This window comes from Ruegeria sp. C2 (assembly GCF_056537765.1).
Genome location: NZ_JBQFRZ010000004.1, coordinates 15087 through 40503, shown reverse-complemented (window position 1 = coordinate 40503; position 25417 = coordinate 15087). Strand labels below are relative to the sequence as shown.

Here is a 25417-nt window from a genome sequence, read left to right as displayed (position 1 = left end):
TTCTCAGGTGATTCAAATGCGGTTTTATTCAGGATGTATCGGCGGAATCTGCCTTGCCGTTCTGGCCCTGCCCGCGCTTGGCCAAGAGATGACTCCGGAGGAAATCAATGAGATTTTCAACCGGCAGATTGAGGTTCAGAACCAGCCGCTGACCCGCTCGCTTGACGGCAGTTCGAATGCCCGTGGTGTTTCGTTGGTCACGGTAGAGGATATTCAGGCCGAGGCGGTAAGCCCCGAAAGCATTGAGATCTCACCTTCGGCGCAAACTGCAACCCTGCCAACGACGGAAACAGCAATCACGACACAGGTAACCGGCACGACGTCAACGCCGGATACCACTCAGGTCACCAGTGCAACCGATCCGAATAAGCCACTGGTCTACGCCAAGCTCGACACCGAATTGCAGATCAATATGCATATCAAATTCGGGTACGATTCTGCTGCGCTGGATGAAAGTCAGAAATCCAAGCTGTCAGCTATGTGTACCGCAATGAAGACCAGCCCGATTGACCTGTTTCGCATCATTGGGCACACGGATACATCCGGCTCGGATGAATATAACCAGCGCCTTTCGGTACTGCGCGCGAAAGAAGTCGCGCGTCATCTGGTACAGGAATGTGGTATCGCACCTCAGCGTCTGGAAACAGTCGGGATGGGGGAACGTTTTCCGGTCAACTCCAGCAATCCGCGCGCCGAGGAAAACCGCCGCGTAGAATTCCAGGCCATGAGTTGACGGCTTGCAGTTCAACCGGAGTTGCCCCGAAAATACGCGATGGTACGCCGTAGCCCTTCATCAAGATCAGTCTGCGGGGTCCAGTCAAGCACGGCCTTGGCGCGGGTAAGATCCGGTCGGCGACGTCTTGGGTCATCTGGTGTAGTGTCCTGAAACTCAATCCCCGAGGGCGATTCCGTGAGTGACAACACCCGCTGAGCCAACTGTAATATCGTGATCTCCTGCCTGTTTCCCAGGTTGAGCGGACCGGTCACTCCAGCATCGGTCCCCATTAGCGCCATAATGCCGTCGACAAGATCATCCACATAGCAAAATGAACGGCTATGGCTGCCATCACCATAGATGATCAGCGGTTTACCGGTTAATGCACGCGTGATGAAATTCGAAACCACCCGTCCGTCAGCAGGATGCATGTTCGGGCCATAAGTATTAAAAATCCGGGCGACCTTTATGTCTAACCCATGCTGCCGATGATAGTCGAAGAATAGAGTTTCGGCACAACGCTTCCCTTCGTCATAACAAGAGCGCGGCCCGATCGGATTAACATGCCCCCAATAGTCTTCGGATTGTTCCGGCGTTGCGGGATCACCATAGACCTCCGATGTTGACGCCTGAAAAATTCGCGCATCCAACCGTTTGGCCAAACCCAGCATATTGATCGCGCCATGTACCGATGTCTTAACGGTTTGAACCGGATCATGTTTGTAATGTACCGGCGAGGCAGGACAGGCGAGATTATAGATCTCATCCACTTCGACATATAATGGCAGGGTCACGTCATGGCGCATGAACTCGAAATTCGGGTTTGAATGCAGATGGGCGATATTGCGCTTGGACCCGGTGAACAGATTGTCGACACACAGAACATCGTGGCCTAGTGCCAGCAGCCGATCCACAAGACGCGAGCCAATGAAACCGGCACCGCCTGTGACCAGAATTTTCTTGGTGCTGTCCCTGAGATGCGGCATCCGGCTATTGCGCGTCCCGTAAGACGCGGAAACCTACCGCCGAATTGCGCAGAATAATCCTGTCAGCCCATTGTCCGTCGTTGCGAAAGTGGTTTTTGGCGGGCACCACCCACGAGGCACCACGAAAAACCGCATTTGAACAGTCGCCTTTGAAGCAGGTGTTGGTCCATTGCCAGACATTGCCTACCGCATCATAGAGACCCAGCTGATTGGGCGGAAAGGCCCTGACCGGAGAGGTATAGGTATACCCGTCGTCGCAGGTCAGAATCTTCCGGCCATCTTCAGGAAAAGCAGCTTTGAAATTGGCATCTGCGGCGTTCGCGCGGTCACAGATTTCGGCGAAATCATCACCCCACCAAAAGGCCGTTTCCGCCCCCGCCGCCGTGGCGGCTACGGATTCTTCGTAGGTTGGCAAACGGTAATACTGACCAGTCTTCTCGCTAAGCCAGTCCGTATATGCTGTGGCCTCAAGCCAGTTCATGCAAACCGCAGGATGATCCGGCCCCTGTTCAAACCCCGGGTCAGACCAGCCTTTGCCGGGTGTGTTTTTCCATCGTTTGGCGATACGGATAAAACAGCTTTCATCGCCGGGTAATTCGGTTTCTGCAGCAAACTCGGCAAATTGTGCGCGGGTGACCAAAGTTGCGGCGATAGCAGAGCCATTTTCCAACAAGATCATCTCGGGACAGCTATCACAATCGCGAAAGACATTACCCGAGCTTGTCTCGTTCTGCGCCCATGCAATGCCCCCGGCAAAACAGAAAATCAGGACGTGGAAAAACCAACTTATATGTGTCATTCGAACTCCCTCACCACACGAATGCCATAGGTATTGAAAGGTACCGTTACGCTGTTGAATATGCTTTTGGTCATCCTCAGATCCGATGGCGGGCTGGACCAGCCCCCGCTCAGCAGAACCCGTTCCTCGCACGCAGCGGACACGCAATCACTTGTCCAGATCCAGACATTGCCCACGGCATCCAGCAGGTTAAAGGGATTGGCCTCATAACTGTCCACGGGGGTTGTCCCCACGGCGTCCAGCGCCCGACCGCACCCCAGACACGTTGCGCGATCCCGTCCAATCTGCTGACCCCACCAATAGTTTGTCGTTGCCGACGCCATCACCGCGTAAGTCAGCTCTTCTGCGGTGGGCAGTCGATAAGACTTGCCAGTCTTGTCGCTGAGCCAATCGGCATAGGTTTCGGCCCCCTCATAGGTGATGCAAGTCGCCGGATGCCGCGGACCCTGTTCAAAACCCGGAAAGTTCCATTTGCACCCCCAACCAGCGTTTTTGTAGCCGGTTTCCTGAACATAAGCGCGGAATTCTTCAACCATCACCGGGGCGCGGGACATATACAACCCGTCCGGCAGGATCACCATCTCAGGGCAGATATCGCAGTCTTTTTCAACACGAAGTTCAGGGGTCGGCAACAGAAGCTGTGCGTCAGCCAAAACGGGCATGATCCCGATCAATAGGATCGCGTACACTCTCAATTTCCAAGGCTCCGCAAAACCGGTTCGGCCCCTTCAACACCCAATGTCACGGCAACGGTCAGCAAGGATCGGGCTTTGGACAGATCGCGCTCACCCCCTAATCCATCACGATAGAGGATGCCCAGATTGGCCATCGCCAGCCCATTGCCCTGATCTGCCGCCCGGTCCAGCCACAGGCGTGCCATCTTCTCGTTCTTGCGCAATCCCTGCCCCGCGGTCAGCATGATCCCCGTTGCTGTCAACGCATGACTGTCGCCCAGCGCCGCAGCCGATAGCAAAAGATCAACGATCTGTTGCGGTGTAAGACGGCCCGTTTGCGAGGCACCGATGGTGGCCTGATAATTGCGTACCGCCCGGCGCGTCGGGGCATCAAGAACGCCGGAGATATCAGAGACCTGATGCCCCAGCGCATTCAAACCGTATTGAATGAACTGCACTGGTATCTGCGTCACCTTGCGCTTGATTTCCCGCTCAAGTCGAACATCACTGACATCTTCGGGCAAGGCTCCGTCAGCCAGTGAGGCAACGATCTCTTCGGCGCGCAGGGTCGCTTCGAGGCGCTGTTGCGCCAGGTCGGAGAACGCGCCTTGAGGATAGAGCGACAGGAACATGCGGAAATCCGAAGCCGCATGAGAGTTTTCGATAGAGCGCCAGTGGATTTCCTCAAGCGTCATGCGGTTGCGCTCGATCTCGTCCTGCAATTCCTGCAGTTCTTCGCGGGCAATATCGGCCAATATCCCCTCGGGGAACGTTTGTAGGAAATTGTTCCATTCTTCTTCGGTATTGGTCGCCCGCGCCCGGACAAATCCCGACTGCGCCGCGCTTGCGCGTTCCTCGGATTGTTCCAGCGCGGTGATTTTCAGACGCGCCACCGAAGCGAAATTCCCGTCAGGAAAGGCTTGCAGAAAAGCTGCGTAATCCTCGCGCCGGTTCGTGCTGGCAATCGCCTGCCACGCCTCAGCCTCGGTGCGGGCGCTGCTGTCCAGACGTTGCAGCGTACTGTTTTCATCAAAGAAAAAACGACCGATTAACGAGTTATTCTCCCACGGCAATTGCCTTTGCTGCGTAGCTGCAAAGACATCGCGCCGCACGTCAGCCATCATCAGACGAATATCAATGTTAGGCGTCGAGATGTGCTTCAACAAAGCCTTGGTAAACGGGCTGTTACGCCCCTCGCCGTCATAAGCAACATTCCCTGGTGCTGTCGCAAAGGCAATGTACGACCCTCCATCCGCCCTCACCCGCGCTAGGCCTCGCCCGAACCCGTCCACTTGCCCGCCTATCGGTATATCACTGGTCAGCGGATTGTCCCTGCAGGCGTCGAGCAGAACAATCGATGTTTCGGTGAATTGGTTCATCAAACCAACCACGCGGTTTACTGTAATCGTCTCGTCAGACAGGTTGCGGTCGCGGTTTATTTGGGCATCCACAGGAATCAGGTGGTTCTCATTGTTCACCTGCACACCGTGTCCTGCATAGAAAAACAACGATGTATCTGCGCCTTCAATCTCGGTTGCGAAATTCAGCAGTGAGGCCCGGAAAGCGTGCAGGCTCAGATCGGTGGCGAGTATGACCTCGAACCCAAGCTCTTCAAGCTTGGTGGCAACATCTGTGGCGTCGTTGACTGGATTTCGCAGCTTGCCAAGAGTGCCCTGATAGGCCGAGTTGCCAACGACAAACGCAACACGCTTGCCCGCCCCCGGTCCGGCAGACTGAGCAAATACATCATCTGTCAACGCTTGAAAAAACAGCGTTGAGATTATTAAAATTCTAAGCCACACCATCCAGAACCGAATAGTCGAACATCTGTAAAGCCTTAAAGTAGCTTGTCCCTTATACGCGAAAACGGTAGGTTTAGCGACAAAGATATTAGAATTTAAACACATTCAGAGACAGCCGGAGACCCAGCCCGTGACCACCAACAGCCTGGCCCTTGTGACCGGATCACTGGGACTTGTCGGGGTTGCTGCTGTGCGCAGATTTACGGCGTTGGGGTTTGACGTTGTCGGCATAGACAATGATATGCGGCGGGTGCTGTTTGGGGACGCCGCCAGCAATGCAGGTAAACAGGCAGCGCTTGCCGCCAGCTGCCCAGGTTACCAGCATTACAATCTGGATATTCGCGACGACGAGGCAATCAGAGCCTTGTTTCGCAAGATCGGTCGGGGTCTGGCTGTGGTCGTCCACGCAGCCGCGCAGCCTTCGCATGATTGGGCGGCGCGTGATCCTTTCACCGATTTCGCCATCAATGCCACTGCAACTTTGAGCTTGCTTGACGCGTGCCGCTCTTTCGCTCCGGACGCGACATTTCTTTTTACATCCACGAATAAGGTCTACGGCGCCCGTCCCAATCTGCTGCCATTGCAGGAACATGACAGCCGGTTGGAACCTTCGCCGGACCACCCGTTTCACGCACATGGTATCGATGAATCCATGTCCATCGATCAGACACAGCACAGCCTGTTCGGAGTATCAAAAACTGCGGCAGATCTGATGGTTCAGGAATATGCCACCCGCTTTGACCTGAGAGCTGCGGTGTTCCGGGCTGGATGTCTGACGGGCGAGGATCACAGCGGTTCCAAAGCGCACGGGTTTCTGTCCTTCCTCTGTCGGACCGCCTTACGTGGCGAATGTTATGAAGTGATCGGCAATGGCGGCAAGCAGGTGCGCGATAATTTACATGCAGATGATCTGGCCGAGGCGTTCGTGCGCGTCATGCAGGGCAACAAACTTTTGGGCGTCTATAACATGGGCGGCGGGCGTGGCAGCTCGGTTTCTGTAATCGAGGCGCTGGATATCGCACAGGACCTGCTAGGCCGCGAAGTGCCGCGCCGGATTAACCCCGAACCCCGCTATGGTGATCATCAGTGGTGGATTTCGGATACACGCTCGTTTCAAACCGATTACCCCGGCTGGGCACCACGTTATTCAGCACGGGACCTGATCGCGCGTATGTTAGGGCAATAACGTGTCCAGACGCGCAGACACGGCGTCATATATCTCGAATTCGATGGCGTTGTTCGCGCGAAATACGGCGATGTCTTCCTCTGTCGCGTCCTCGGTTCGCAAGCTTGCGTTTTCATGCGGCAGCACATCCGGTGCAGGTTTGCCGAGCTTGGCTGCCAAATAGTCCATACACGCAGGTATCCGTTCGAGCGTGCCGACAAACCAATAACTGTCCAGCACCTGTCGCCAGTTGCTTTCATCACACTCGAAATGCGTCAGAAAGATCCCTTCGTTGCTCCGCAGGTACTCTCCCAGCGGGACGGGTTGATAGGTTTGATCATAGTCGAGCCGCAGTTTCTTTTCATAGGCGTGAATTGAAATCGCACGCTCCAGCGGGTCACGCAGAAAAGTGATTTTGCGCCAGCGATCTGAGTTGGCAGTTTGCGGATATCTTTCCGTCAACCGGGCCCGATCGGCTGCAAAATGACCACATAGCATCGTCTTCGCTCCCAAACTATCCAGATCCAAGGCTGGTGGCATGATATAGGCCCAGGGCGCGCGATAATCTTCGGCCAGTTCGAACCAACTGCTGAAGATCCGCTTCAGACTGGTGCCGCCTGTTTTTGGCATGTGGTGAAACAGATAACGCGGCTCCGGGCCGCCTTGGGACTTGGGCAGCAGCAGGTCCTCAAACCAGCGCGCGAATTCGTGCTGCTTCATCGCCGTTTCCCGACTTTCCGCAATCCGGGCTCGCACCTCAGATAAGCGGGCGGGATCACCAGCCAGATCAGCCACAATATCCACATAGGCCTGATGCGAATTGGCAATCAGATCACCCAGCCCGAATTCTGCCAGCCAACCTGCAGCTTGATGTCCGCGCTGCGTTTTACCTTGCAAGGCAACAACGGGCAGACCGCATTGCAACGCTTCAACCGTGGTCGTTGCCCCGGAATACGGGAAGCTGTCCAGATACAAATCCGCTGCAACCAACACCTGTTTGACTTCTGCATTCGGGATCGGAGGGAGGATGCGGATCCGGCGCGGATCGACATCGGCGGTTTTACAGGCCTCTGCCACTCGGGCATTGAAAATCGATCCGTCATAGGTCTGCTGCCAGCTGGCGGCAAAAGGATAAAGCACCAGCACAGCCTCGGGAACGGCTGCCAACGCGCGGGTCCAGACTTGTAGAACTTCCGCGCCTATCTTGTCCGTCATTGCACCACTGACAAGCATTACCGCCCCAGCATCGATGCCGACTCGCTTACGAGTCACCTGTATCGCATCCACATTCACCATGGGTGCCGGAGGTATGTCGAACGCCTGCCCAGCGCCGGGGGCCCAATGTATCGTCTCAGTATAGTCATCGGAAGCGCATGAAGGGGCCACGGATTTACCAAGAACAAAACTGTCAACACTGGCAAATCCGGTAGTCGCCGGGAAAACCGCCGACAATGCAATCTGCCTTGGCGCCAATCGATGCGCGCAAAGCTCGGCCATGAAGCAATGGCCATAAAAATTGGCACCAAGCAGCATCACATCCACCTGAGCTCTGCGAATGGAGACCACCGTCTCGGATAGGGAATACCCGGCAAGGCCGACCACCCGACAGCCTTCAAAGCCCGAGTCGGGGGCCGCATTCTGTTCTGTCAAAAACAGCGTCACTTCGACCCGGTCAGCAGAGAGCTTGCGTAACAATGCGCGCCATATCCAAGTCTCAGGCGAAGGTTTCGTGTTGTGCAGGACCACCCCAATTCTGAACGGGCCACGACGCGGCCCGCGCGCACGGGTTTGCGGCGCGAACAAATCGAACCCGGCCCTCAGCAGCTTGGCCTCAAGCGCCTGTGCAAAAGCTTGAACATGCGGTCGCAGCGGCAGATCACTGAACAGCAACTGCCGGGCGCGGAAGGATGTAACCACCTGCCCCGCCAAAAGACCAAGGGGGCTGTTTTCCGGGCTATTGGCGATAACTTCGCGCGCCTGAGACAGTATCGAAACCAAGTGATCCTGATAGGCCTGTAATTCAGATTTCTTGGTGCCAGCAACTGGATCGGCAACGAGGTAAGCCCCAAGTATCCGGGCGAAATCCGGCGTCAGCTCGGGCAAGGCGGTCAGCTCTGTTCCCTGCAGAGTTATATATCCGGGACCCTGCAGCATTCGAAGCGCCAGATCACGCAACCAATCAGCCCGATCCAGCGGTTCAAACTTTTGTTTGCAGCTTGGAAGTTTTGCCGACAATTGCGTCAGCATATCCAAGTCATTCGCTGCCAGCCCACCAAATGCGGCTGAGGGGCTAAGCGCAGAAATAGCGGCGGTCAGCTCGTCTCTGAATGCTTCGAGTTTTGAATAATCGGCCCCTTGCCGCAACGCTTGCCGCAGCTGTTTCAGAATGCGCGCGACCTGCATATCCGGCAAAGCCGGGACGGGCTGAGCCAGCGCTTGTTCTTGCCCGTTGTCGGCAGCAACTCCAATCCGGTTCAGCCGCAGACCACCGTGGTTTCCGACAAGCCCGTCATCTTGGTTATCCTGTGGGCGAGTAGCGGCGTAGATATCGATTTCTATCCGATGCCGGGGGCCCGCCAGAACGCCGTCAAGATCGACTTCGACAATTCCCGCCCCGGTTAGCTGTACCGTTGCTCGGGCAGTGCCGCCCACATTGATCACCAGCACCAGCCGATCCCGCAGCGCGATTGGGTCCAAAGGCTCCAGATCAAGGCGCAGAACGGAACCGGTGCGAACAGCCGCCTGCGACACCACAATCTGTGCGGTGCTTCCAAACATCATCGCGGTGCCGTCCGGATCATGCATCCAGCCATCGGACAGGAACGACGACAAGGCCCTCCCTGTGCCCGGACCAGCCCAGCCACCCGGAACCAGTGCAGGCAACTCATACCGCCCAACCGGACCCTCGGGTAGCCAAGACATGCTTTGAATTTCGATGACCGGGTCATCCAGGAATTCCTGTGGTTGCAGGTCAAATCTCAGCACGGCCGGGCTGTCAAAAACGTCCATCATATGTGGAATTTCGATCAAGCACTGTCCCGAAGGACCGATTTCAGCGTGGTATACCGCGTCACGTATTCCAATTGTCAAAGACCCTGGCACTTGATCCGGTGAAAAACTCAACTGCAGGCAAAAGGGCGGCTTTAGGGGCGGCACAGCCAGTGACAGTGCCTCGCCAGAACCAATCAACCGCTCGCCCGACAACACGTGACCATTTTTCGTCTGCACCACATCCCCAAAACCCGACATCAGAGCACTGCCAGCCACCGGCACGACAGCTGAAGCTGGTTCAGCTGGCTCCGGCTCCAACCCGATGCGCTGGATTTGCAGGCGATGGGCTTTGCGCCAAATCCTGGAAAACACGCCAAATCGCCCGGGAAACTGATCCGTAATCCGTAGCTCAATATCATCCGGGGGGGGAGGCAACCTTGCTGCTTCGGGCAGCACGACTGTTATAGTTTTCTTCGATATGACTTCTTCAGATCCCACTGGCAATCCATTGTGAAAGACTGCGATCTCAACGGGTAGATCTGAACGCGGAACAACATCCAAGCTAAGCTTGGCGGGTCCGGACCAGACCCGCGCAAAGCTGAACCGCCCTCTCCCGGCACTCAGGTCAGCACCACCCGTGCTGTGATCACGGGACCACTCCGGACCTGTCAGCCACTCCATGGGATCCTGGGGCGGTTCAGATTCCGGCAACAGACGGGCCTCAAAAGGTGTGCGAGTGGCTCCAGGCGCGGCAAGATCGCGGGTCAATCTGCGGCCTCGTAGAATATCGAGTGCAGTGCGCAAGAAACGTCGTTGATACCGGGGATCAACACTCCATTTCCTGATGGTTCGGCTGAAACGGGCGCAGGTGAGATAAAGCCACAGGCTAGAGGTTACTCGCCCGCCTTGAGCAAGCGACAATGCTCGTTTCCTAAATGCAGCCAGAGATCCCGTGTCAAACACGAGGTTTTCGGCCTTCATCTGACATCGCGACGCCGCAAACAGCAATTTCGTGCGATCGGAACGCGACAAATCACGCCCTGCGCGATCAGACAACGCGATAAGGTCCAAGCCAGCCTGCGCAATGTCACGCAAACCGCGGTTGGCCCGCCACGGGCCTGTGACGCCACTGCGGAAATAGTTGTTCTGCCCATGAACACGATATGCGCCCAGCGTCTGCCGGATTTGCCGGATCGGGGCGGCCAGGACCGCCACACGGATAAGCAGCGCATCTGCACTTATGCGCCAGCGTTCCGTGGGCAGAGGAAAGGCCCAGGCAACAGCGTCACGGCGAAAGGCATTACCGCTGGTGGGCATGAACGGAATCGTCAGGTGGCTGAGCATCCGGCCCAGAAGATCGTCGTCGGGCAAGTCCATTACATATTGCCCGATCCCACGCCCCTGACCGTCGATCATGCAAAGCCCAAAGGACAAAGCCGATATTTCGTCGCTCCACAACCGGCGCACAACCTCGATCGCCTGCGGTTCAAGCTTGTCATCTGCGTCAACGAACATCACGATCTTACTATGGCTGGCGGCAAAACCAGCATTGAACGCCGATGCCTGCCCGCCATTGGGTTGATCAATCACGGTAATCCCCTGCTGGAGCGCCAATATCTCGGCGCTGCCATCGGTTGAGCCATCATTTACCACAATGATCTCGTCCGGTGCGCAGGTCTGAGCATACAAACTGTCCAGGCACGCTTGAAGATAGTGTCCGTAATTGTAATTGGTTACGATTACGGAAACCGAGAGCGAATTGCTGCTTTCAATGGAAGAGGTATCAGGTTTCACGCGCTGATATTCGGGCGCTATCCGCTATAGCCGTCAGACGCACCTTCACGCCCATCGCCGCCATCACCGCGATCCGCCTGTATCCCAAGAGCTTGTTTTACACCTGGTGAAAGCGAGCTTACAACCGCAGGGCTTAAACCCTGAACAACAGCGTCGCTAATCCGGCTAAGGGTAGCTGGCGATTGATCTTGCAGCAGTTTTCGCACCAGCATGCTGTCAGGATAACTGCGCAGAAACTGTTCGACCGATGCCACGGTACCCTGAGATTTCGCTGCTTCAAATGCTGCAATCTCGTCCGGAGATGCGGTTATGCCAGGGGTTGAACCACCCGATGAAGACCCAATTGCATCGATAAGATCGCACCCAGCCAACGGAATGGCCGATACAGCCACGCCCATCAAAATCTTCTTCCTCAAATTCCGTGGTCTGGATGGTTTTGCCATCGGTCCACCTCGTACATATGAAATAATATGAGTATGACCTTTGCACGAGTTCCCAGTCAACCTTTGCAATTTGGAACGCTCATCGCTTTGCGATCAATGCCAGATCGGGGTCTGATCCGGCAGTGGGAAGGATAGCGCGGATCTGTTAAAGTCTTTTGGTCATTAACCTGCGAGAAGTTTGCGCTGCCGCCATGGATGCGTAGCGCGGCATCGCTCAGCTCTGATCTGTGTGAATATCCCAATCAGCCCCAAGTTCCGGTTCAGTCGGTTTATTTGAAAGTGCCATCGAGACCTCCGCACAAGCGGCGGCAGCACCTGATAAAGTCGAGGTTGCAAACATACCCCGCATGGGCCAATTCATGCCTGACGCCCCCCCCTTTTGGACAATTTTCTGAGTTGGTTGTACAACTTCGTTGCAATCACCAAGACCCAACGGTCAGCTTAAAACTTTGCAACAAAGCTGTAGCCCTCATCTTTTTCCATTCGCCTCAGAAGAAACCACACGCCGAACCAGTCTGTATATCACAACAAAGAAAACGGGCACGAAAACGACGCCAAGTACAGTTGCCGAAATGACACCGCCCATGACACCTGAACCCATGGCGGTGCGACCACCGGCCCCGGCGCCAGACGACAAGACCAACGGCAGAACGCCCAGAGAGAAGGCCATCGACGTCATGAGAATTGGTCTGAATCGTTGATGCGCTGCGTCTCTGACACCTTGGAGCAACGGCTCTCCGGCCTGGACCTTGTCTCGTGCGAACTCCACGATCAGAATGGCGTTCTTGCCTGTCAGACCGATCACCGTGAGTAGTGCGACTTGAAAGTAGACGCCGTTTTCGAACCCACCCAGCCATGCGCCAGTCAGTGAGCCAGTGATCCCGATGGGCATTGCCAGCATGACCGCGAAAGGAATGGTCCAGCTTTCGTACAGAGCGGCCAGACACAGGAAAACGGCAGCTAGTGAGAGCGCGTATAAAAGCCCGGCCTGATCGCCAGACTCACGTTCCTCCAGCGACAATCCGGTCCATGCGATCTGGTAGCCTGGCGGTAATTGCTCCGACAACGCTTCGATTTCGGCCATGGCTTCGCCAGTCGTAAACCCTTCGGCGGGACTGCCCTGCATCTGAATGGCCGAGACGCCGTTGTATCTGTACAGACCCTGAGGACCAAACTTCCAGTTGGTCGAGGAAAAGTTTGACAAGGGAACCAGGCCGCCAGAGGCGTTACGCACGCGCCAAGCCTCGATATCTTCGGGGACCATGCGATAGGGTGCGTCGCCCTGAACATAGACACGTTTGATGCGCCCGCGATCGAGGAAGTCGTTTACGTATCGCCCCGCCCATGCGACAGACAGAAGCTCTCCGACTTCGCGCGCGGAAAGCCCCATGGCTCCTGCGGCCCGCCAGTCCAGATCGATATTGAACTGTGCTGCATCCTCCAACCCGTTTGGTCGGATTGAAGCGATGACACCGCTTTGAGCAGCAAGGCCCATCAACTGATTGCGTGCCTGCACAAGCTCCTCGTGACTCTGTCCGTCTCGCGCCTGCAGGTAGAAATCAAAACCGCTAACGTTACCCAATTCGATGACGGCCGGGGGGACGATCGGGAAAACAAAGGCTTTTTGAATCTGGGAAAAGGCCCCAAACGCGCGGCCCGCAATTGCCTGTGCGCTGCGATCCGGAGTTGTGCGCTCGTCCCAGTCTTTCAGGCTGATAAAGGCGAGGCCCATATTCTGTCCCTGACCGGCAAAGCTGAACCCGCGCACGGTGAAGACCGAGGCCACGTTGTCTGCTTCGTTCTCGATGTAGTATTGTTCAATCTGCTCCAAAACGCCTTCCGTCGCTTCGGCTGTCGAGCCTGTGGGACCCTGAACAAGAGTGAAGAGGATGCCCTGGTCTTCCTCGGGCAAAAAGCCGGTTGGCGTTCGCGCGAACAAGAACACCATCATTCCGCCAATTAGCAGGTAGATCAGACCAACACGAAGCGGTCTCCGGATTGAGAACCCAACCAGTGATGAATAAACATCCGTTAGCTTGTCAAACCCACGGTTGAACCATCCGAACATACCGCGATTGCGTTTCTCGTGATCCGGTTTGCGTAGAAGCGTGGCGCATAGTGCCGGTGTCAGGGTCAGCGCGACGACGACAGAGAGCATCATTGCCGATACAATGGTGATCGAGAATTGTTGGTAGATAACCCCCGTGGATCCTCCGAAAAAGGCCATTGGTATAAATACAGCGGACAAAACCAGGGCAATCCCGACAAGAGCGCCTGTGATCTGCCCCATGGATTTCTGAGTTGCCTCGTAGGGTGACAACCCTTCTTCCTCCATGATCCGTTCGACGTTTTCGACAACAACGATAGCGTCGTCGACCAGAAGACCAATCGCCAGAACCATCGCTAGCATCGTCAGTGTGTTGATCGAAAACCCAAAGACCGAGATGATCCCGAATGTGCCGAGCAGAACAACCGGTACGGCAAGAGTTGGAATGATCGTTGCACGAAGGCTCTGCAAGAAGAGGAACATGACCATAAAGACCAGGACGATCGCCTCGATCAGGGTGTGGACCACTTCTTCGATGGATATTTCGACAAACGGGGTGGTGTCGTAGGGAACGACATATTCTACACCATCCGGGAAAAAGGCAGACACCTCATCGAGCTTATGTTTCACGCGTTCTGCGGTATCCAGCGCATTGGCGCCCGAGGCGAGCCGGATCGCCATGCCTGCAGTCGGCTTTCCGTTAAACCAGGCGGACGTGGTATAGCTTTCGGCGCCAATCTCTACCCGCGCTACGTCGCGTAGCAGTACAAGACCACCATCGGTTTCAGCTCGGACCACAATCTGCTCGAAATCTTCAGGCGTCGATAGCAGCGATTGTGCGGTGATTGTTGCGTTCAAGGCTTGACCCTCGACCGCAGGCAATGCTCCAAAAGATCCTGCCGAGACCTGCGCGTTTTCCTCTGATACGGCCTGCACGATATCAGTCGGGGTCAATTCGAAGGCCGCCAGTTGTTCGGGATTCAGCCAGATCCTCATCGCATATTGGGCGCCAAAAACCTGAACGTTGCCAACACCTTCAAGACGGCTAAATTCGTCGACCATATTGGACACCATATAATCCGACAAATCGACAGCATCGAGGCGGTCATCGGTCGACACCAATGCTGCAACAAGAAGAAACCCACCCGAAGATTTCTCAACCGTCACACCTTGCCGCTGCACAATTTCGGGCAAAAGCGGCGTCGCTTGGCTCAACTTGTTCTGGACCTGAACCTGAGCGATGTCCGGGTCAGTTCCCGTTTCGAATGTCAGCGTTACTGCGGCCAGACCGGTCGATGTCGAAGATGAGTTGATGTAGCGCAGCCCATCCAACCCTGTCATTTGTTCTTCGATCACCTGCGTGACTGTATTGTTAACTGTTTCGGCCGAAGCCCCGGAATAAACCGCATTCACCTCAACTGTCGGCGGAGCAATCTGAGGATATTGCGCGACCGGCAGATTTAATATGGCCAGCGTGCCGATCCCCATGAGCAGAATGGAGATGACCCATGCGAATACGGGTCGGTCAATAAAGAAACGTGCCATAGACAGCTTTCACACTTGGTTGGTGGACACCGGGCTTACGCGTCGGGCTCTTCTGTGGGGGATACTTGCATTCCGACCGCAATCTTTTGCAGCCCGGAAACAATGAGCCTGTCGCCTGCTTTCAGCCCGTCGGTCACGATCCATTTGTTTCCCTGAGTGCCTTGAACAGTGAGAAGCCGCTCGGCAACGGTGTCATTTTCATCCACGACCATTGCCGTGGGCTGACCACGCCGATTGCGCCCGATGCCTTGCTGGGGTGCGAGTATCGCGTCCTGCAAAACCTCAAACGGGAGGTGGGCGGTCACGTACATTCCGGGCAGAACGATTTGCTTAGGGTTCGGAAACTCGATCCGTAGCACCGAAACACCGGTCTGCGGATCCACCTGTGGCTCGGCTGCCAGCACGGTACCGGTCTGGTCAAAGGTCGACCCGTCAGCAAGCGTCACCGTGACCGTTGGATCCAAAGACTGAAGCGCAGCGGGCTGCGTTGCAATGGCCCGGTTGAAGCGCAGCACATCCTGAGTAGACACGGCCACGTCCACATAAACCTTGTCGATCTGACGGATTACAGCCAGTGGTTCGGCTTGTTGAGCGGTGACAAGCGCTCCTTGCGTCGCCAAAGCGCGGCCGACCCGACCCGACAGGGGTGCCCGAATGGTTGTATGCTGCAGATCGATTTTTGCGGCCTGAAGTTGCGCCTTTGCCACCAAGAGCGCAGCCCGCGCAGCGTCCCTTTCAGCAACAGCGCTGTCCACTGCCTGCTGACTTGCGACGTTTCGCAACAGCAGTTCAGCCACGCGCTTCTCTTCTTTTTCGGCTGCGGTCAAGCGGGCTTCGGCCTGCGCCACATTCGCAGTGGATTGCTGAACCTGAGCCTCATAAACGGCGTCGTCGATGCGATACATCGCGTCGCCTTCCTTAACGGTGCCGCCTTCCTGAAACTGGCGTTCAATGATAATTCCGGACACCTGCGGCCTTACCTCGGCCACGCCCAGCGCGGCAACCCGGCCAGGCAGTTCGGAAAACAAAGTCACATCCTCCGCCTCCAGCGTGACGACGGTCACTGGCACCGCGATGGACTGAGCCTGCGCAGCTGATGTCACATTGAACAAAATCACTGCCGACGAAAAAATCAGTAAGTGTTTCAGTCTCAACATCCTTCACGTCTCCGGTACAGTCAGATTGTATGCAAATTGCGTAGTTGTTCCGGTATCGGCTCCGGATGCTCAAATCCTGTTATCTCGGCGTGGTGCCGACAAGAAACCACAAAGGCTTAGATTGAGACTTTTTCTTCTGCATCGCCCAATTATTAAATGCAATACAGGCTTTACCAATTAGTTCGCTTCTTTCTTAGAAAACAGTTCTACTTTGCAGGCAAATCAATAGGCCGTGCCACAAATTTCTGATGAAGCTATGTTCGGCTTAAGCCGAAGCACACTTATCCCGCGAGTTTGGCAGGCTGATGAAATCCCGGCTGAGCAAGACGTTTCCGTCAATCACGTGACGCTAAATCGATGGATCGTTAAATCTGCGCCACCAGTTGCCTATCGAGCGCATCATCAAAGCGGTCGTGCACTCGATCCTGAAGAATGGACGAGACATATGTGCGTATCAAAAAGTAAATGAGTCTATCAGTACCAAGCTGTCGACAAATACGGGAAGACCCTTGATTTCATACTTTCCGAGCCCAGCACAAAGCTGCGTGACAAAGATTTTCGAGCGTGTGCCTGAGATAAACTGTCTCCTGAGCAAGATAGTTATCAACAAAAGCCGCGCCAACACAGCATGTATCAAAACCGCCAACAGGATACCGAGAAGCTATGGCTATCCGATCCCAACCGAGCCGGTGAGGTTGAAACTTCTGAATAACATCAATGAACTGGCCCACCGTTTCATCAGACGTCGGCTTCGCCCAATGCTCGGGTTCACATCATTTGTGGCGGCCCCTGCCACGCTTGATGGGATTGAAGTTGCGCAGACGATCAATAAAGCGATAGTTTTAGGAGCGAAGCAGGAAGCCTGGACCACGCTGTATTTGGACGCAGCGCGCAGATAGGCCTCAGAGCGTCGCAGTTCGCAGCGAAGTCATGTTCGAGAAGACTCATACCCTTACGCGCCTTACCTGTCAGTCCGGTGATTTAGCGTGACGTGATCGACCGATACGCCTCGCTCATGCATGCTTTCATCCAGCTCACGATATGACACTCCATATTGGACATGGAAAACATCACGAACAGCATCACTTCCCTGGGATATCGAGCGCCTTTGAAAGAGATCATGAACCGACTTTCAACTTGATAACACCGACACTCGTTCACTCGCCGGCGGCGCGAGCATCAATGGTCAAAAGTTTGCAACAGCTTACCCACAGCTAAGCGGACGCTGGATCAAAACGGAACATGTTGCCCGGCGAGATACACGTGAGGCTGTCGAACCCAGAAAATAGTCCATTGCCGAAGGATGATGCGCGCCGACAATGATCAGGTCGGCGCCGATTTCAAGTGCGACCTCAGTGATACGCATACCGGGTTTCCCGGTCTCGACCTGGCAATCGATATCAACGGCATCTGCGGCGAGGGATCTGAGTTTCCCCATGATTTTGTTGGTCAGGTGATTTTCGGACTTCACAGTCACGAACTCGGCCGTAAATCCGGGGATTTGTTCCAGCACGGTCAGTAGCGTGATCTTTCCACCCGGGGCCAGCATATTGCGGGCGGTGGCAATCTTCTCGGCGACCAGTTCTTCATGGTCGATCGCCACGGGGATCAAAATGGATTTGTACATGTAACGCACTCCTTATCAGGTTGATGTGGCGTCCAGGGGTGAAGCGCTCAGTTCTATTGTGACCGTTGAAAAGCTCAATTTCGGACCTCTAACGGTGGCGTGTTGCCCGAGCCGGCGAATTGACAGACCTGCCCATAGAGATGTGAGGGAATGCTCAAACCATCTTTCCTTGCCGAAGCGATGGCTTGGCGGCGGCGCTCTCCCGGAAGACGCGCGCCTTCCAACGAGGCTATTTGATCAAGCAAAGCTGCTACACGCACCCCGAAATCAGAGCGGATACCCGGGTTGATGGCGATGAGACTTTGACCGACATCCGGCGCATCGCCTTCCGCTTGAAAGAACGAGCCTGCATTTTGACTAAAGGCGCTGCCCGTCAACGCCGCTGCAAGTATCTCGACCATAAGCGCCAGCGCCGTACCCTTGGCATCGCCGATGGGCAGCATCGTACCGCCCAATGCGGCCTCAGGATCGGTCGTCGAATGCCCTGAAGAATCCAGCGCCCAGCCTTCCGGTATCGGTTTTCCCGCTTTCCTTGCAGCCATGACCTTTCCGCGTGCGACAACGGACAGCGACAGGTCGATAACCAGCGGCGGGCCATCGGCAACGGGTGTCGCGAAGGCAATCGGGTTGGTGCCGAAGATAGCCTCTTTGGCTCCCCAAGGCGCGATAGCCTTGGGTGTATTGGCAAACATCAGGCCGATCAGACCGGCATCGGCAATCCGCTCGACCTGTACCGACAAGGCTCCGCAGTGATGCGAGTTGCCGATGGTCATGACTGCGATGCCCATCTCACGCGCTATGGGAACACCTGCCTTCAGCGCAGCCTCCAACGCAGGATAAGCAAACCCATGGTTGGCTTTCACGTGCAGCGCAGCAGGTGCGTACTGCTTCACAACCGGTGCTGCATCCGCTTTGATTTTTCCGCTGTTTACCTGCGCCACATAGTCCGCCACGCGACTGAAACCGTGCCCAACCTGCCCCTCGCTTTCCGCGGCCACAAGGGCCCGCGAAACGCTGGAGGCGACAGCGCTGGAAACGCCGGCTCTTTCGAAGACAGTGGTCAGCAGGGCGACCGCCTCCGCGAGCGTCAGGTGGATCGTGTCAGCCATTTAAGCCCCGGTTCAAACGAGAGGCGGCCATTGCAAATGCATCTGGCCACCTCGGGGTTTTTACGCACTGCGATACAGCTTGGTCATCGAGAATTCCCGATGCCCCAGTGCTTCTGCCGCTGTGTTGCGACCATTCGCGGTCCGGCGGATCATGTCGATCAGCGCGTCTCCGGCCTCATCAATGGTTTGCTCACGACGCAGGATGCCCGAGACATCGACATCCACGTGTTCACCCATGGTGCGCACAGTGCGTGGGTTCGCAGTGATCTTGATGACCGGTACGATCGGATTGCCCACCACGTTGCCTTGCCCGGTTGGGAAAGTGTGGATCACCGCACCGCCTGCGGCCATCAGTGTCACGCATTCCGCCGCCGCTGAAGAGCTATCCATGAAGTAGAGCCCTTTGCCCGAGTTTGGCTGCTCGGCGGGTTCCAAGATGTCGACATACTGCGAGGTCCGGCCGATCTTTTCGAGGTTACCAAGCGCCTTTTCCTCAATGGTGGTCAGGCCACCTTCGATGTTGCCTTTGGTCGGCTGGCTGTCGCTCAGGTCATCAGTCTGATGTGCAAAGATCACGTCGTCCTGATAGGCTTTCCACATCTTGTACCAGCGCTCGCCCACCTCTTCGTTGATAGCGCGCTTTTGGCAGATATGCTCCGCCCCCGTGATCTCGGAAGTTTCGCCGAAGAACCCGGTGATCCCTTCGGGCAGCAACTTGTCATACATGTTGCCGACGGTCGGACAGGAACCAAGACCTGTTGTGGTGTCGCTCTCACCGCATTTGGTCGAGATCCACAGCTCGTTGATCGAACATTCCTCGCGCTGAACCTCGGTGGCCTTGTGGACAAAGTCCTTGGCCGCCCATGAAGCTCGCCGGATGGTCTCGAAGTCGCCGTTCTGTTCGATTGAGAACTCTGCCACTTCCTTGCCGGTCTCGCGGATGCCGTCGGCAATGCGTTTGGTCCAACCTGGTTCGATGCCGATCACCACCACCGAATGTACATTGGGGTTGGCTCCGGTGCCGATCATGGTGCGGAAATGCAGCTCCAGATCTTCGCCGAACTGAAGGCGACCATACGCGTGCGGGATCGCCAGTGTACCTTTGACGTTATTGGCCACCGCTTCGCAGGCGGCATTGGAAATGTCATCGACGGGCAGGATCAGCACGTGGTTGCGTACGCCAACCCGACCGTTTTCACGCCGGTAGCCCATGACGGTCATGTTTGAATATTTACTCATGATATTAGCCCCTTACCAGCGCTTGGTCTTGCAGTTATGCGTGTGGACATGCCCGCCACGGGGAATGTCAGCGATGATCTTGCCGATATCCTCGCCATATTTGATCGCTGTATCCCCGCCCTTGAGATCCGTAAGCGCAATCTTGTGGCCAATCGGAACATCCGCGCCTGCGGTCAGGCGGAAGGTCGAGTTGTCGTGGGTGATACAGCACAACATATCGGTGCCCGCGGTCAGACCTTCGACCACCACCACACCGACATTGTCTTCCTCTTCATGCACCAAAAGGTGCGGTATTTCATTTGGGGCTGGATTTGACATGAACGTCTCCGGTTTTTTGCTATGGTTTAAGGATGGTTTTCGGCGCAAGCGTCTTGCCTGCACGAATGTCTGCAAAGGCTGCGGCCCCGTCAGACAGCCCGCGGGTTTCGACCCAGTCAAGTGACCCGAGGCGGCCTTCGAACATGGCCCCGCAAGTGTCGCGGAAGTCTTGTGCGGTATAGGTATAGGTGCCGATCAGGGTGATTTCCTGAAGCGTGATGCGCCGGATATCGAGGCCACCTTCGGAACTGCCGAGGCCAATGTGCAGGATCACCCCGCCAGGGCTGACGAGTGCGGAGGCTACCGCGCGGGTCGCCGCAAACCCCACCGCATCGATCACCAATGGTATGTCCTGTTCCGGCGCGTCTATCACTGCGATCCCACAGACCTCGCGCAAATAGGCAGCACGGGCTGCATTCGGTTCCGACAAGGTTACCTGTTCGACTCCCATCGCAATGAGTGACAGCGCTGCAGCCAAACCGATGGCCCCGCCCCCGATCACATGGGCGCGGCGATCATCGGCCGGGTGCAGGGCTGCAAGCCCGAGCCGCACCGCATGCCAGCTAACGGCGATCGGCTCGGCCAGCGCGGCCTGTTCCAGAGTGATATGTGCGGGCACTTCAACCAAATTGCGCTCCGGTATGGCAACGTACTCGGCAAAAGCGCCCTCGCGCGGTGGCATGGAGATGATCTGTCGCGAGGGGCACAGGTTTTCACGCCCCGACCGGCTCGCTGCGCTGTCGGGGTCACTAACCAATGGGTTGATCGTCACGCGGCGACCATCAGCCGTCACTCCGGCCCCTTCATGGCCGAGGATCAGCGGTGCCGGGCGCCGATCATCATGGCCCAGATAGGCGTGCATGTCGGACCCGCATATCCCAACGCTGTCGATGCGGACGAGAACCTCACCGGGGTCAGGCTCCGGGTTCGCGAAACTGCGGTATTCGAGCGTTTCGACATCTGTGTAAACCAAGGCTTTCATTTCGCTGTGAAACCTCCGTCGACCATCAGAACCTGTCCGGTCACGTAAGCGCAGGCATCGGAACAAAAGAACAGCAAAGGGCCATCAAGGTCCTCAGGTTCACCGTTTCGACCGATGCAAGTCTGCGCAGCGTTGCGCGCCGCGCGCTCAGGGTCATTGAACACGGCAGCCGTCAGTTCGGTCCGGAAGAACCCCGGGCCAATGGCGTTTACGCATATTCCGCTTGGGGACCAGGCCTCGGCCATCGCCCGGGTCAGCTGTGCCACGCCGCCCTTCGACGCCCCGTAGCTGAGACCACCCGGAAAGGCCCTGCTGGACTGGAGCGAAGCAAAATTAACGATCCGACCCCAACCCTTCGCCTTCATACCGGGCACAAGGTGCTGCGATAGAAAGAAGGGCACAGCAAGGTTCAACCCTATCGTTATGTCCCATCCTTCCGGCGATACATCATCCGCAGCTTCACGCGTGTTGATCCCGGCAGCATGCACCAGAATATCCGGCGCCCCGAATGGCTGCGACGCAGCAGTCGCCAACTCCTTAAGCCCATCGCGAGCCGAAAGATCCCAAGGCAGCGGATGGATCTGATCCTGCTCCGCCAACGCATCCGCACGCCGAGCCACGCCCACGACCTTTGCGCCAGCGCGCGCCAGCACGTCTGTAGCTCTGCGCCCAAGGCCGGAACTGGCGCCGGTCACAAGCGCTGTATGTCCAGTGAGATCAGGATGATAGGTCACGGGTTGGGTCAGTCTTCGGCTGTCAGGTCAAAGTTTTCATCGGGGAAGAACTTTGCCAATCGAATATCCGCAGTCCGCGCATGCCCCTCCATACCTTCAAGGCGTGAGATACGGGCCGTCGCCTGCGCAATCGGCTTCATCGCATCAACGGTCGATCGCTGCCACGTCACGATCTTCATGTATTTGTGCACGCTGAGGCCACCTGTGTAAGTGGCCGCCCGGCTTGTTGGCAGCACGTGATTGGTGCCCGAGGCCTTGTCGCCAAAGGCAACCGTGGTCTCTTCGCCCAAGAAGAGCGACCCGTAGCAGGTCAGTCGATCCAGCCACCAATCAAGATCATCGGCCATGACTGTCAGGTGTTCCGGGGCGTATTGATCCGATGTCGCCGCCATTTCTTCGCGATCCGCGCACAGGATGACCTCGGCGTAATCGCGCCACGCAGCCGTAGCGTTTTCGCGGTTCACTTCGGGCAGGTCCTCGATCAGGACAGGCACCAGACGCATGACCTCTTCGGCCAGATCACGATTGTCTGTCACCAGCCAAACCGGTGAGTTGTATCCGTGTTCCGCTTGCCCGACCAGATCCGTCGCAACAACCATCGGATCAGCGGTGACATCCGCAAGGACCAGACTGTCGGTCGGACCCGCGATCATGTCGATGCCGACACGCCCGAACAGTATACGCTTTGCTTCGGCCACAAACTGATTGCCGGGGCCCACAAGGATGTTGGCCTTGGGAAGACCGAACAACCCGAAGGTCATCGCTGCAACCCCCTGCACGCCGCCCATGGCCATGATCTTGTCGGCGCCGCAGATATGCGCGGCGTAGACGATCGCAGGCGCGATACCGACATCCGGGCGTGGTGGCGAGCAGGCGACGATATGTTTACATCCCGCCACCTTCGCCGTCGTCACGGTCATAATCGCGCTGGCGATATGGCTGTAGCGCCCGCCTGGAACGTAGCAACCGGCTGCATCCACCGGGATCATCTTCTGGCCAGCGGTCAGGCCCGGCACGACCTCGACCGCGATGTCGGTCATGGATGCCTTTTGCGCCTCGGCAAAGCGTTTGACGTTGCTATGGCTGAACTCGATGTCACGCTTCAACTTTTGCGGTACAGCGTCCATCGCAGCCTGAATTTCGGCATCGCTGAGAATGACGTTGCCTTCGTAATTGTCGAATTTGGCGGCGTATTCCAACGCCTTGGCATCGCCGCCTGTTTCGATGTCAGTCAGGATTCCCTGGACAATTTCGCTGACATCCGACGCTCCGCTACGCGCGGTCAGCGTGGCTTTCTTCAGGTATTCACGGGTCATGAATTAGGTCCTTTTCCTACCGCGTCTTTCGGCGGCTTATCGATAGACATCAGGCAACAGCGAGGTCGAAAACGCCGGAATATAGGCGATCATCAACGTCACGATCAGCATGAAGAAAACGAAGGGGATGGCGCGGTAGGCGATCTTGAGGATCGACTCCCCCGTAATCCCCGACACCACGAACAGGTTCAGCCCCAATGGCGGAGTAATGAACCCAACCCCCAACGCCGTGATCATCATGATGCAGAACTGGATCTGGTTCATCTCGATCTCTTGCGCCAGCGGGTAGAGGATCGGAGCCAGGATCACGATGTTGGGCGTCGTTTCCATAACGCAGCCCGCGATGATCAGGATGAGAACCATCATGGCGATCAGCACATATTCGTTGGAGCTGACGGAGGTCAGAGCGCCGACAAAGCCCTGCGGTACGCCAATGATCGCAAGCGCTTCGGCTAGAGGGATCGAGAAGGCGATGATCGGAAGGATCACGCCGTTGACCTTGGCTGAACTGACCAGCATGGCCGGAAAATCGGACAGTTTCAGTGTGCCCAGGATGAACCCGATGACAATGGTCACAACGACCGCGACGGCGCCAGCTTCAGTCGGGGTCAGTTTTCCCGAAAAGATGCCATAGAAGATGATCCCGGGTACGAGGAAGGCGTACCAACCGGACTTGACCGTCCTCCACAGATTCGCGCGCCATTCGGCTGCGGTCATCATGCCGCCACCTTCCCAGAGGTTGAACCGGTTCATCACGACGTTGGTGAGCAGGATGGCCGTCAGGATCAAAAGGCCCGGGATCAGTGCTGCAAGGAACAAGGTCGAGACGGCTATGCCCAGCACAAGGCCGATGATGATATAGGCGATGGAGGGTGGGATAAGAATCCCGGTACATGCCCCCGCCGCGACCAAGGCGCAGGCGTAGGGACGGGGGTAACCACTCTCGACCAACCGGTCGATGGTCATGCGCCCAACGGCTGCCGCACCCGCTGCATCCGATCCGGAAATCGCCGCGAACATGCCGCAGACCAGAACGGTGGCCGAACCGAACCCGCCCTTGGCCCAGCAGGTCAGCGCCTCGGCCACGTCCAGAAACTTGCGACTGAGCCCCGTTCGAACCAGTACATCCCCGGTCAGGATGAACAGCGGCACGGCTGTCAGCGCAAAAGCGTCAATGCCCGAGAACAGCTTCTCACCCACAAGGCTGAGCGGCAGCGCACCGGACATGAGCAGCATGGTGATCGAAGCTGCGCCAATCGCAGCCCAAACCGGTACGGCGAGCGCGACAAGGACGACAAAGAGAATAACGGAGGCGTAGAAATCCCACCCAAGTTCAAGTGTTTGACCACCGAGTTGTTGCCACATCATGGATCAGGCCCTCCCTTAATCGAACAGCTTGTCGCCTTCGTAGACGGGACGGCCCGCTCGAAGGTCGGCAATATCGCGGAGGAAGGATTGCACCAGCCGGAAGATGACCAGCGCGAAACCAAACGGCACCGCCATGAGGAAAAAGACCTGGCTGATCCGCAGACCATGCGTGACAGACCCGAATTTCCAGGACACGTGAACGGTCTCCCACGACCAGTAGATCGCGACGAGCGCCACAATGAACATGACGATGTCGCCGAAAATGTAGAGCAGCGTTTTGACCGTGCGCGGAACGTAATGCATCAGTACATCGATGCGGATGTGACCGCGTTCCTTCACCGCTGCAGCGGCACCGATCCATGCGAGATAGATAAACGCATACCGGACGATTTCTTCGCCCCAGATGGACGAGTAGGCAAAGACCTCGCGCCGGACCACTTCTATGAACATCGTGCCGACAAGCATGACGTAGAAGACAAGAAGCAGCCAACGTTCGGCATTTTTATCAATCGCTCGAAAGAGCTGAGACATGGCATCCTCACTACCGTCGCGCGGGGGCGACGTTTTCTAGTGGGTTTTTCGGTGAGCAAACATTAGGTGAGCCGA

Annotated in this window: 20 protein-coding genes; 3 read left to right on the top strand and 17 right to left on the bottom strand. The window is 56.5% G+C overall.

The window, feature by feature from the left end; genetic code table 11:
• The first annotated feature begins 16 nt into the window (after positions 1-16).
• Positions 17-733, top strand: a complete 717-nt coding sequence (locus ACR0IV_RS14260) for an OmpA family protein (RefSeq protein WP_480659460.1) — start codon at positions 17-19, stop codon at positions 731-733.
• Between the two features lie 11 nt (positions 734-744).
• Here the strand turns inward: ACR0IV_RS14260 and ACR0IV_RS14255 are convergent, their stop codons facing one another.
• From ACR0IV_RS14255 to ACR0IV_RS14240, 4 genes are read right to left on the bottom strand one after another with little or no spacing between them, the layout of a single operon-like run.
• A complete protein-coding gene (locus ACR0IV_RS14255; RefSeq protein ID WP_480659459.1) occupies positions 745-1701 on the bottom strand; it encodes a UDP-glucuronic acid decarboxylase family protein in 957 nt (318 codons plus the stop codon).
• Positions 1702-1705: 4 nt separating this feature from the next.
• Complete coding sequence (locus ACR0IV_RS14250) at positions 1706-2500, bottom strand: formylglycine-generating enzyme family protein (protein ID WP_480659458.1); 795 nt, start codon at positions 2498-2500, stop codon at positions 1706-1708.
• On the bottom strand, positions 2497-3189 hold the full coding sequence (locus tag ACR0IV_RS14245) for a formylglycine-generating enzyme family protein (protein WP_480659457.1): 693 nt from the start codon (positions 3187-3189) through the stop codon (positions 2497-2499). The genes ACR0IV_RS14250 and ACR0IV_RS14245 overlap by 4 nt, the downstream gene beginning before the upstream one ends.
• Before the next feature lie 2 nt (positions 3190-3191).
• A complete protein-coding gene (locus ACR0IV_RS14240; RefSeq protein WP_480659456.1) occupies positions 3192-4931 on the bottom strand; it encodes a caspase family protein in 1740 nt (579 codons plus the stop codon).
• Between the two features lie 175 nt (positions 4932-5106).
• Between ACR0IV_RS14240 and ACR0IV_RS14235 the strand changes: the two genes are divergently transcribed.
• Positions 5107-6162, top strand: coding sequence for an NAD-dependent epimerase/dehydratase family protein (locus tag ACR0IV_RS14235; protein WP_480659455.1), 1056 nt, complete (start codon positions 5107-5109; stop codon positions 6160-6162).
• On the opposite strand, the gene ACR0IV_RS14230 is transcribed toward ACR0IV_RS14235, so the two are convergent.
• The 4 genes from ACR0IV_RS14230 to ACR0IV_RS14215 all read right to left on the bottom strand — a co-directional run bounded on the left by ACR0IV_RS14230 (position 6151) and on the right by ACR0IV_RS14215 (position 16118).
• Positions 6151-10926: a glycosyltransferase gene (locus tag ACR0IV_RS14230; protein WP_480659454.1), complete on the bottom strand. Its 4776-nt coding sequence runs from the start codon at positions 10924-10926 to the stop codon at positions 6151-6153. The two genes, ACR0IV_RS14235 and ACR0IV_RS14230, sit on opposite strands and share 12 nt — an antisense overlap.
• Positions 10927-10943: 17 nt before the next feature.
• Positions 10944-11369 (bottom strand): hypothetical protein, encoded by a 426-nt coding sequence (locus ACR0IV_RS14225; protein ID WP_480659453.1) that lies wholly within the window; start codon positions 11367-11369, stop codon positions 10944-10946.
• 469 nt (positions 11370-11838) lie between these two features.
• Positions 11839-14961, bottom strand: a complete 3123-nt coding sequence (locus ACR0IV_RS14220) for an efflux RND transporter permease subunit (protein WP_480659452.1) — start codon at positions 14959-14961, stop codon at positions 11839-11841.
• 35 nt (positions 14962-14996) lie between these two features.
• The gene (locus tag ACR0IV_RS14215) at positions 14997-16118 is read right to left on the bottom strand and encodes an efflux RND transporter periplasmic adaptor subunit (protein ID WP_480659451.1); all 1122 of its coding nucleotides are present in this window, start codon (positions 16116-16118) and stop codon (positions 14997-14999) included.
• A 545-nt stretch (positions 16119-16663) separates the two neighbouring features.
• Here ACR0IV_RS14215 and ACR0IV_RS14210 point away from each other — a divergent pair.
• Positions 16664-17017 carry a hypothetical protein gene (locus ACR0IV_RS14210; protein WP_480659449.1) on the top strand — a complete coding sequence of 118 codons (354 nt, stop codon included), beginning with the start codon at positions 16664-16666 and terminating at the stop codon, positions 17015-17017.
• 305 nt (positions 17018-17322) lie between these two features.
• Here the strand turns inward: ACR0IV_RS14210 and ACR0IV_RS14205 are convergent, their stop codons facing one another.
• The 9 genes from ACR0IV_RS14205 to ACR0IV_RS14165 form a co-directional block, all read right to left on the bottom strand.
• On the bottom strand, positions 17323-17745 hold the full coding sequence (locus tag ACR0IV_RS14205) for a universal stress protein (RefSeq protein ID WP_480659447.1): 423 nt from the start codon (positions 17743-17745) through the stop codon (positions 17323-17325).
• Between the two features lie 74 nt (positions 17746-17819).
• Positions 17820-18854: an Ldh family oxidoreductase gene (locus ACR0IV_RS14200; protein WP_480659446.1), complete on the bottom strand. Its 1035-nt coding sequence runs from the start codon at positions 18852-18854 to the stop codon at positions 17820-17822.
• Between the two features lie 60 nt (positions 18855-18914).
• A complete protein-coding gene (locus tag ACR0IV_RS14195) occupies positions 18915-20093 on the bottom strand; it encodes a UxaA family hydrolase (RefSeq protein ID WP_480659444.1) in 1179 nt (392 codons plus the stop codon).
• Between the two features lie 12 nt (positions 20094-20105).
• Positions 20106-20411, bottom strand: coding sequence for a UxaA family hydrolase (locus ACR0IV_RS14190; protein WP_480659443.1), 306 nt, complete (start codon positions 20409-20411; stop codon positions 20106-20108).
• A 19-nt stretch (positions 20412-20430) separates the two neighbouring features.
• Complete coding sequence (locus ACR0IV_RS14185; RefSeq protein WP_480659442.1) at positions 20431-21393, bottom strand: alcohol dehydrogenase catalytic domain-containing protein; 963 nt, start codon at positions 21391-21393, stop codon at positions 20431-20433.
• Positions 21390-22127 (bottom strand): SDR family NAD(P)-dependent oxidoreductase, encoded by a 738-nt coding sequence (locus ACR0IV_RS14180; RefSeq protein WP_480692760.1) that lies wholly within the window; start codon positions 22125-22127, stop codon positions 21390-21392. The genes ACR0IV_RS14185 and ACR0IV_RS14180 overlap by 4 nt, the downstream gene beginning before the upstream one ends.
• 8 nt (positions 22128-22135) lie before the next feature.
• A complete protein-coding gene (hisD, locus tag ACR0IV_RS14175; protein WP_480659438.1) occupies positions 22136-23443 on the bottom strand; it encodes a histidinol dehydrogenase in 1308 nt (435 codons plus the stop codon).
• A 36-nt stretch (positions 23444-23479) separates the two neighbouring features.
• A complete protein-coding gene (locus ACR0IV_RS14170) occupies positions 23480-24811 on the bottom strand; it encodes a TRAP transporter large permease (protein ID WP_480470772.1) in 1332 nt (443 codons plus the stop codon).
• 15 nt (positions 24812-24826) lie between these two features.
• Positions 24827-25342 (bottom strand): TRAP transporter small permease, encoded by a 516-nt coding sequence (locus ACR0IV_RS14165; protein ID WP_170694801.1) that lies wholly within the window; start codon positions 25340-25342, stop codon positions 24827-24829.
• Positions 25343-25417 lie beyond the last annotated feature (75 nt).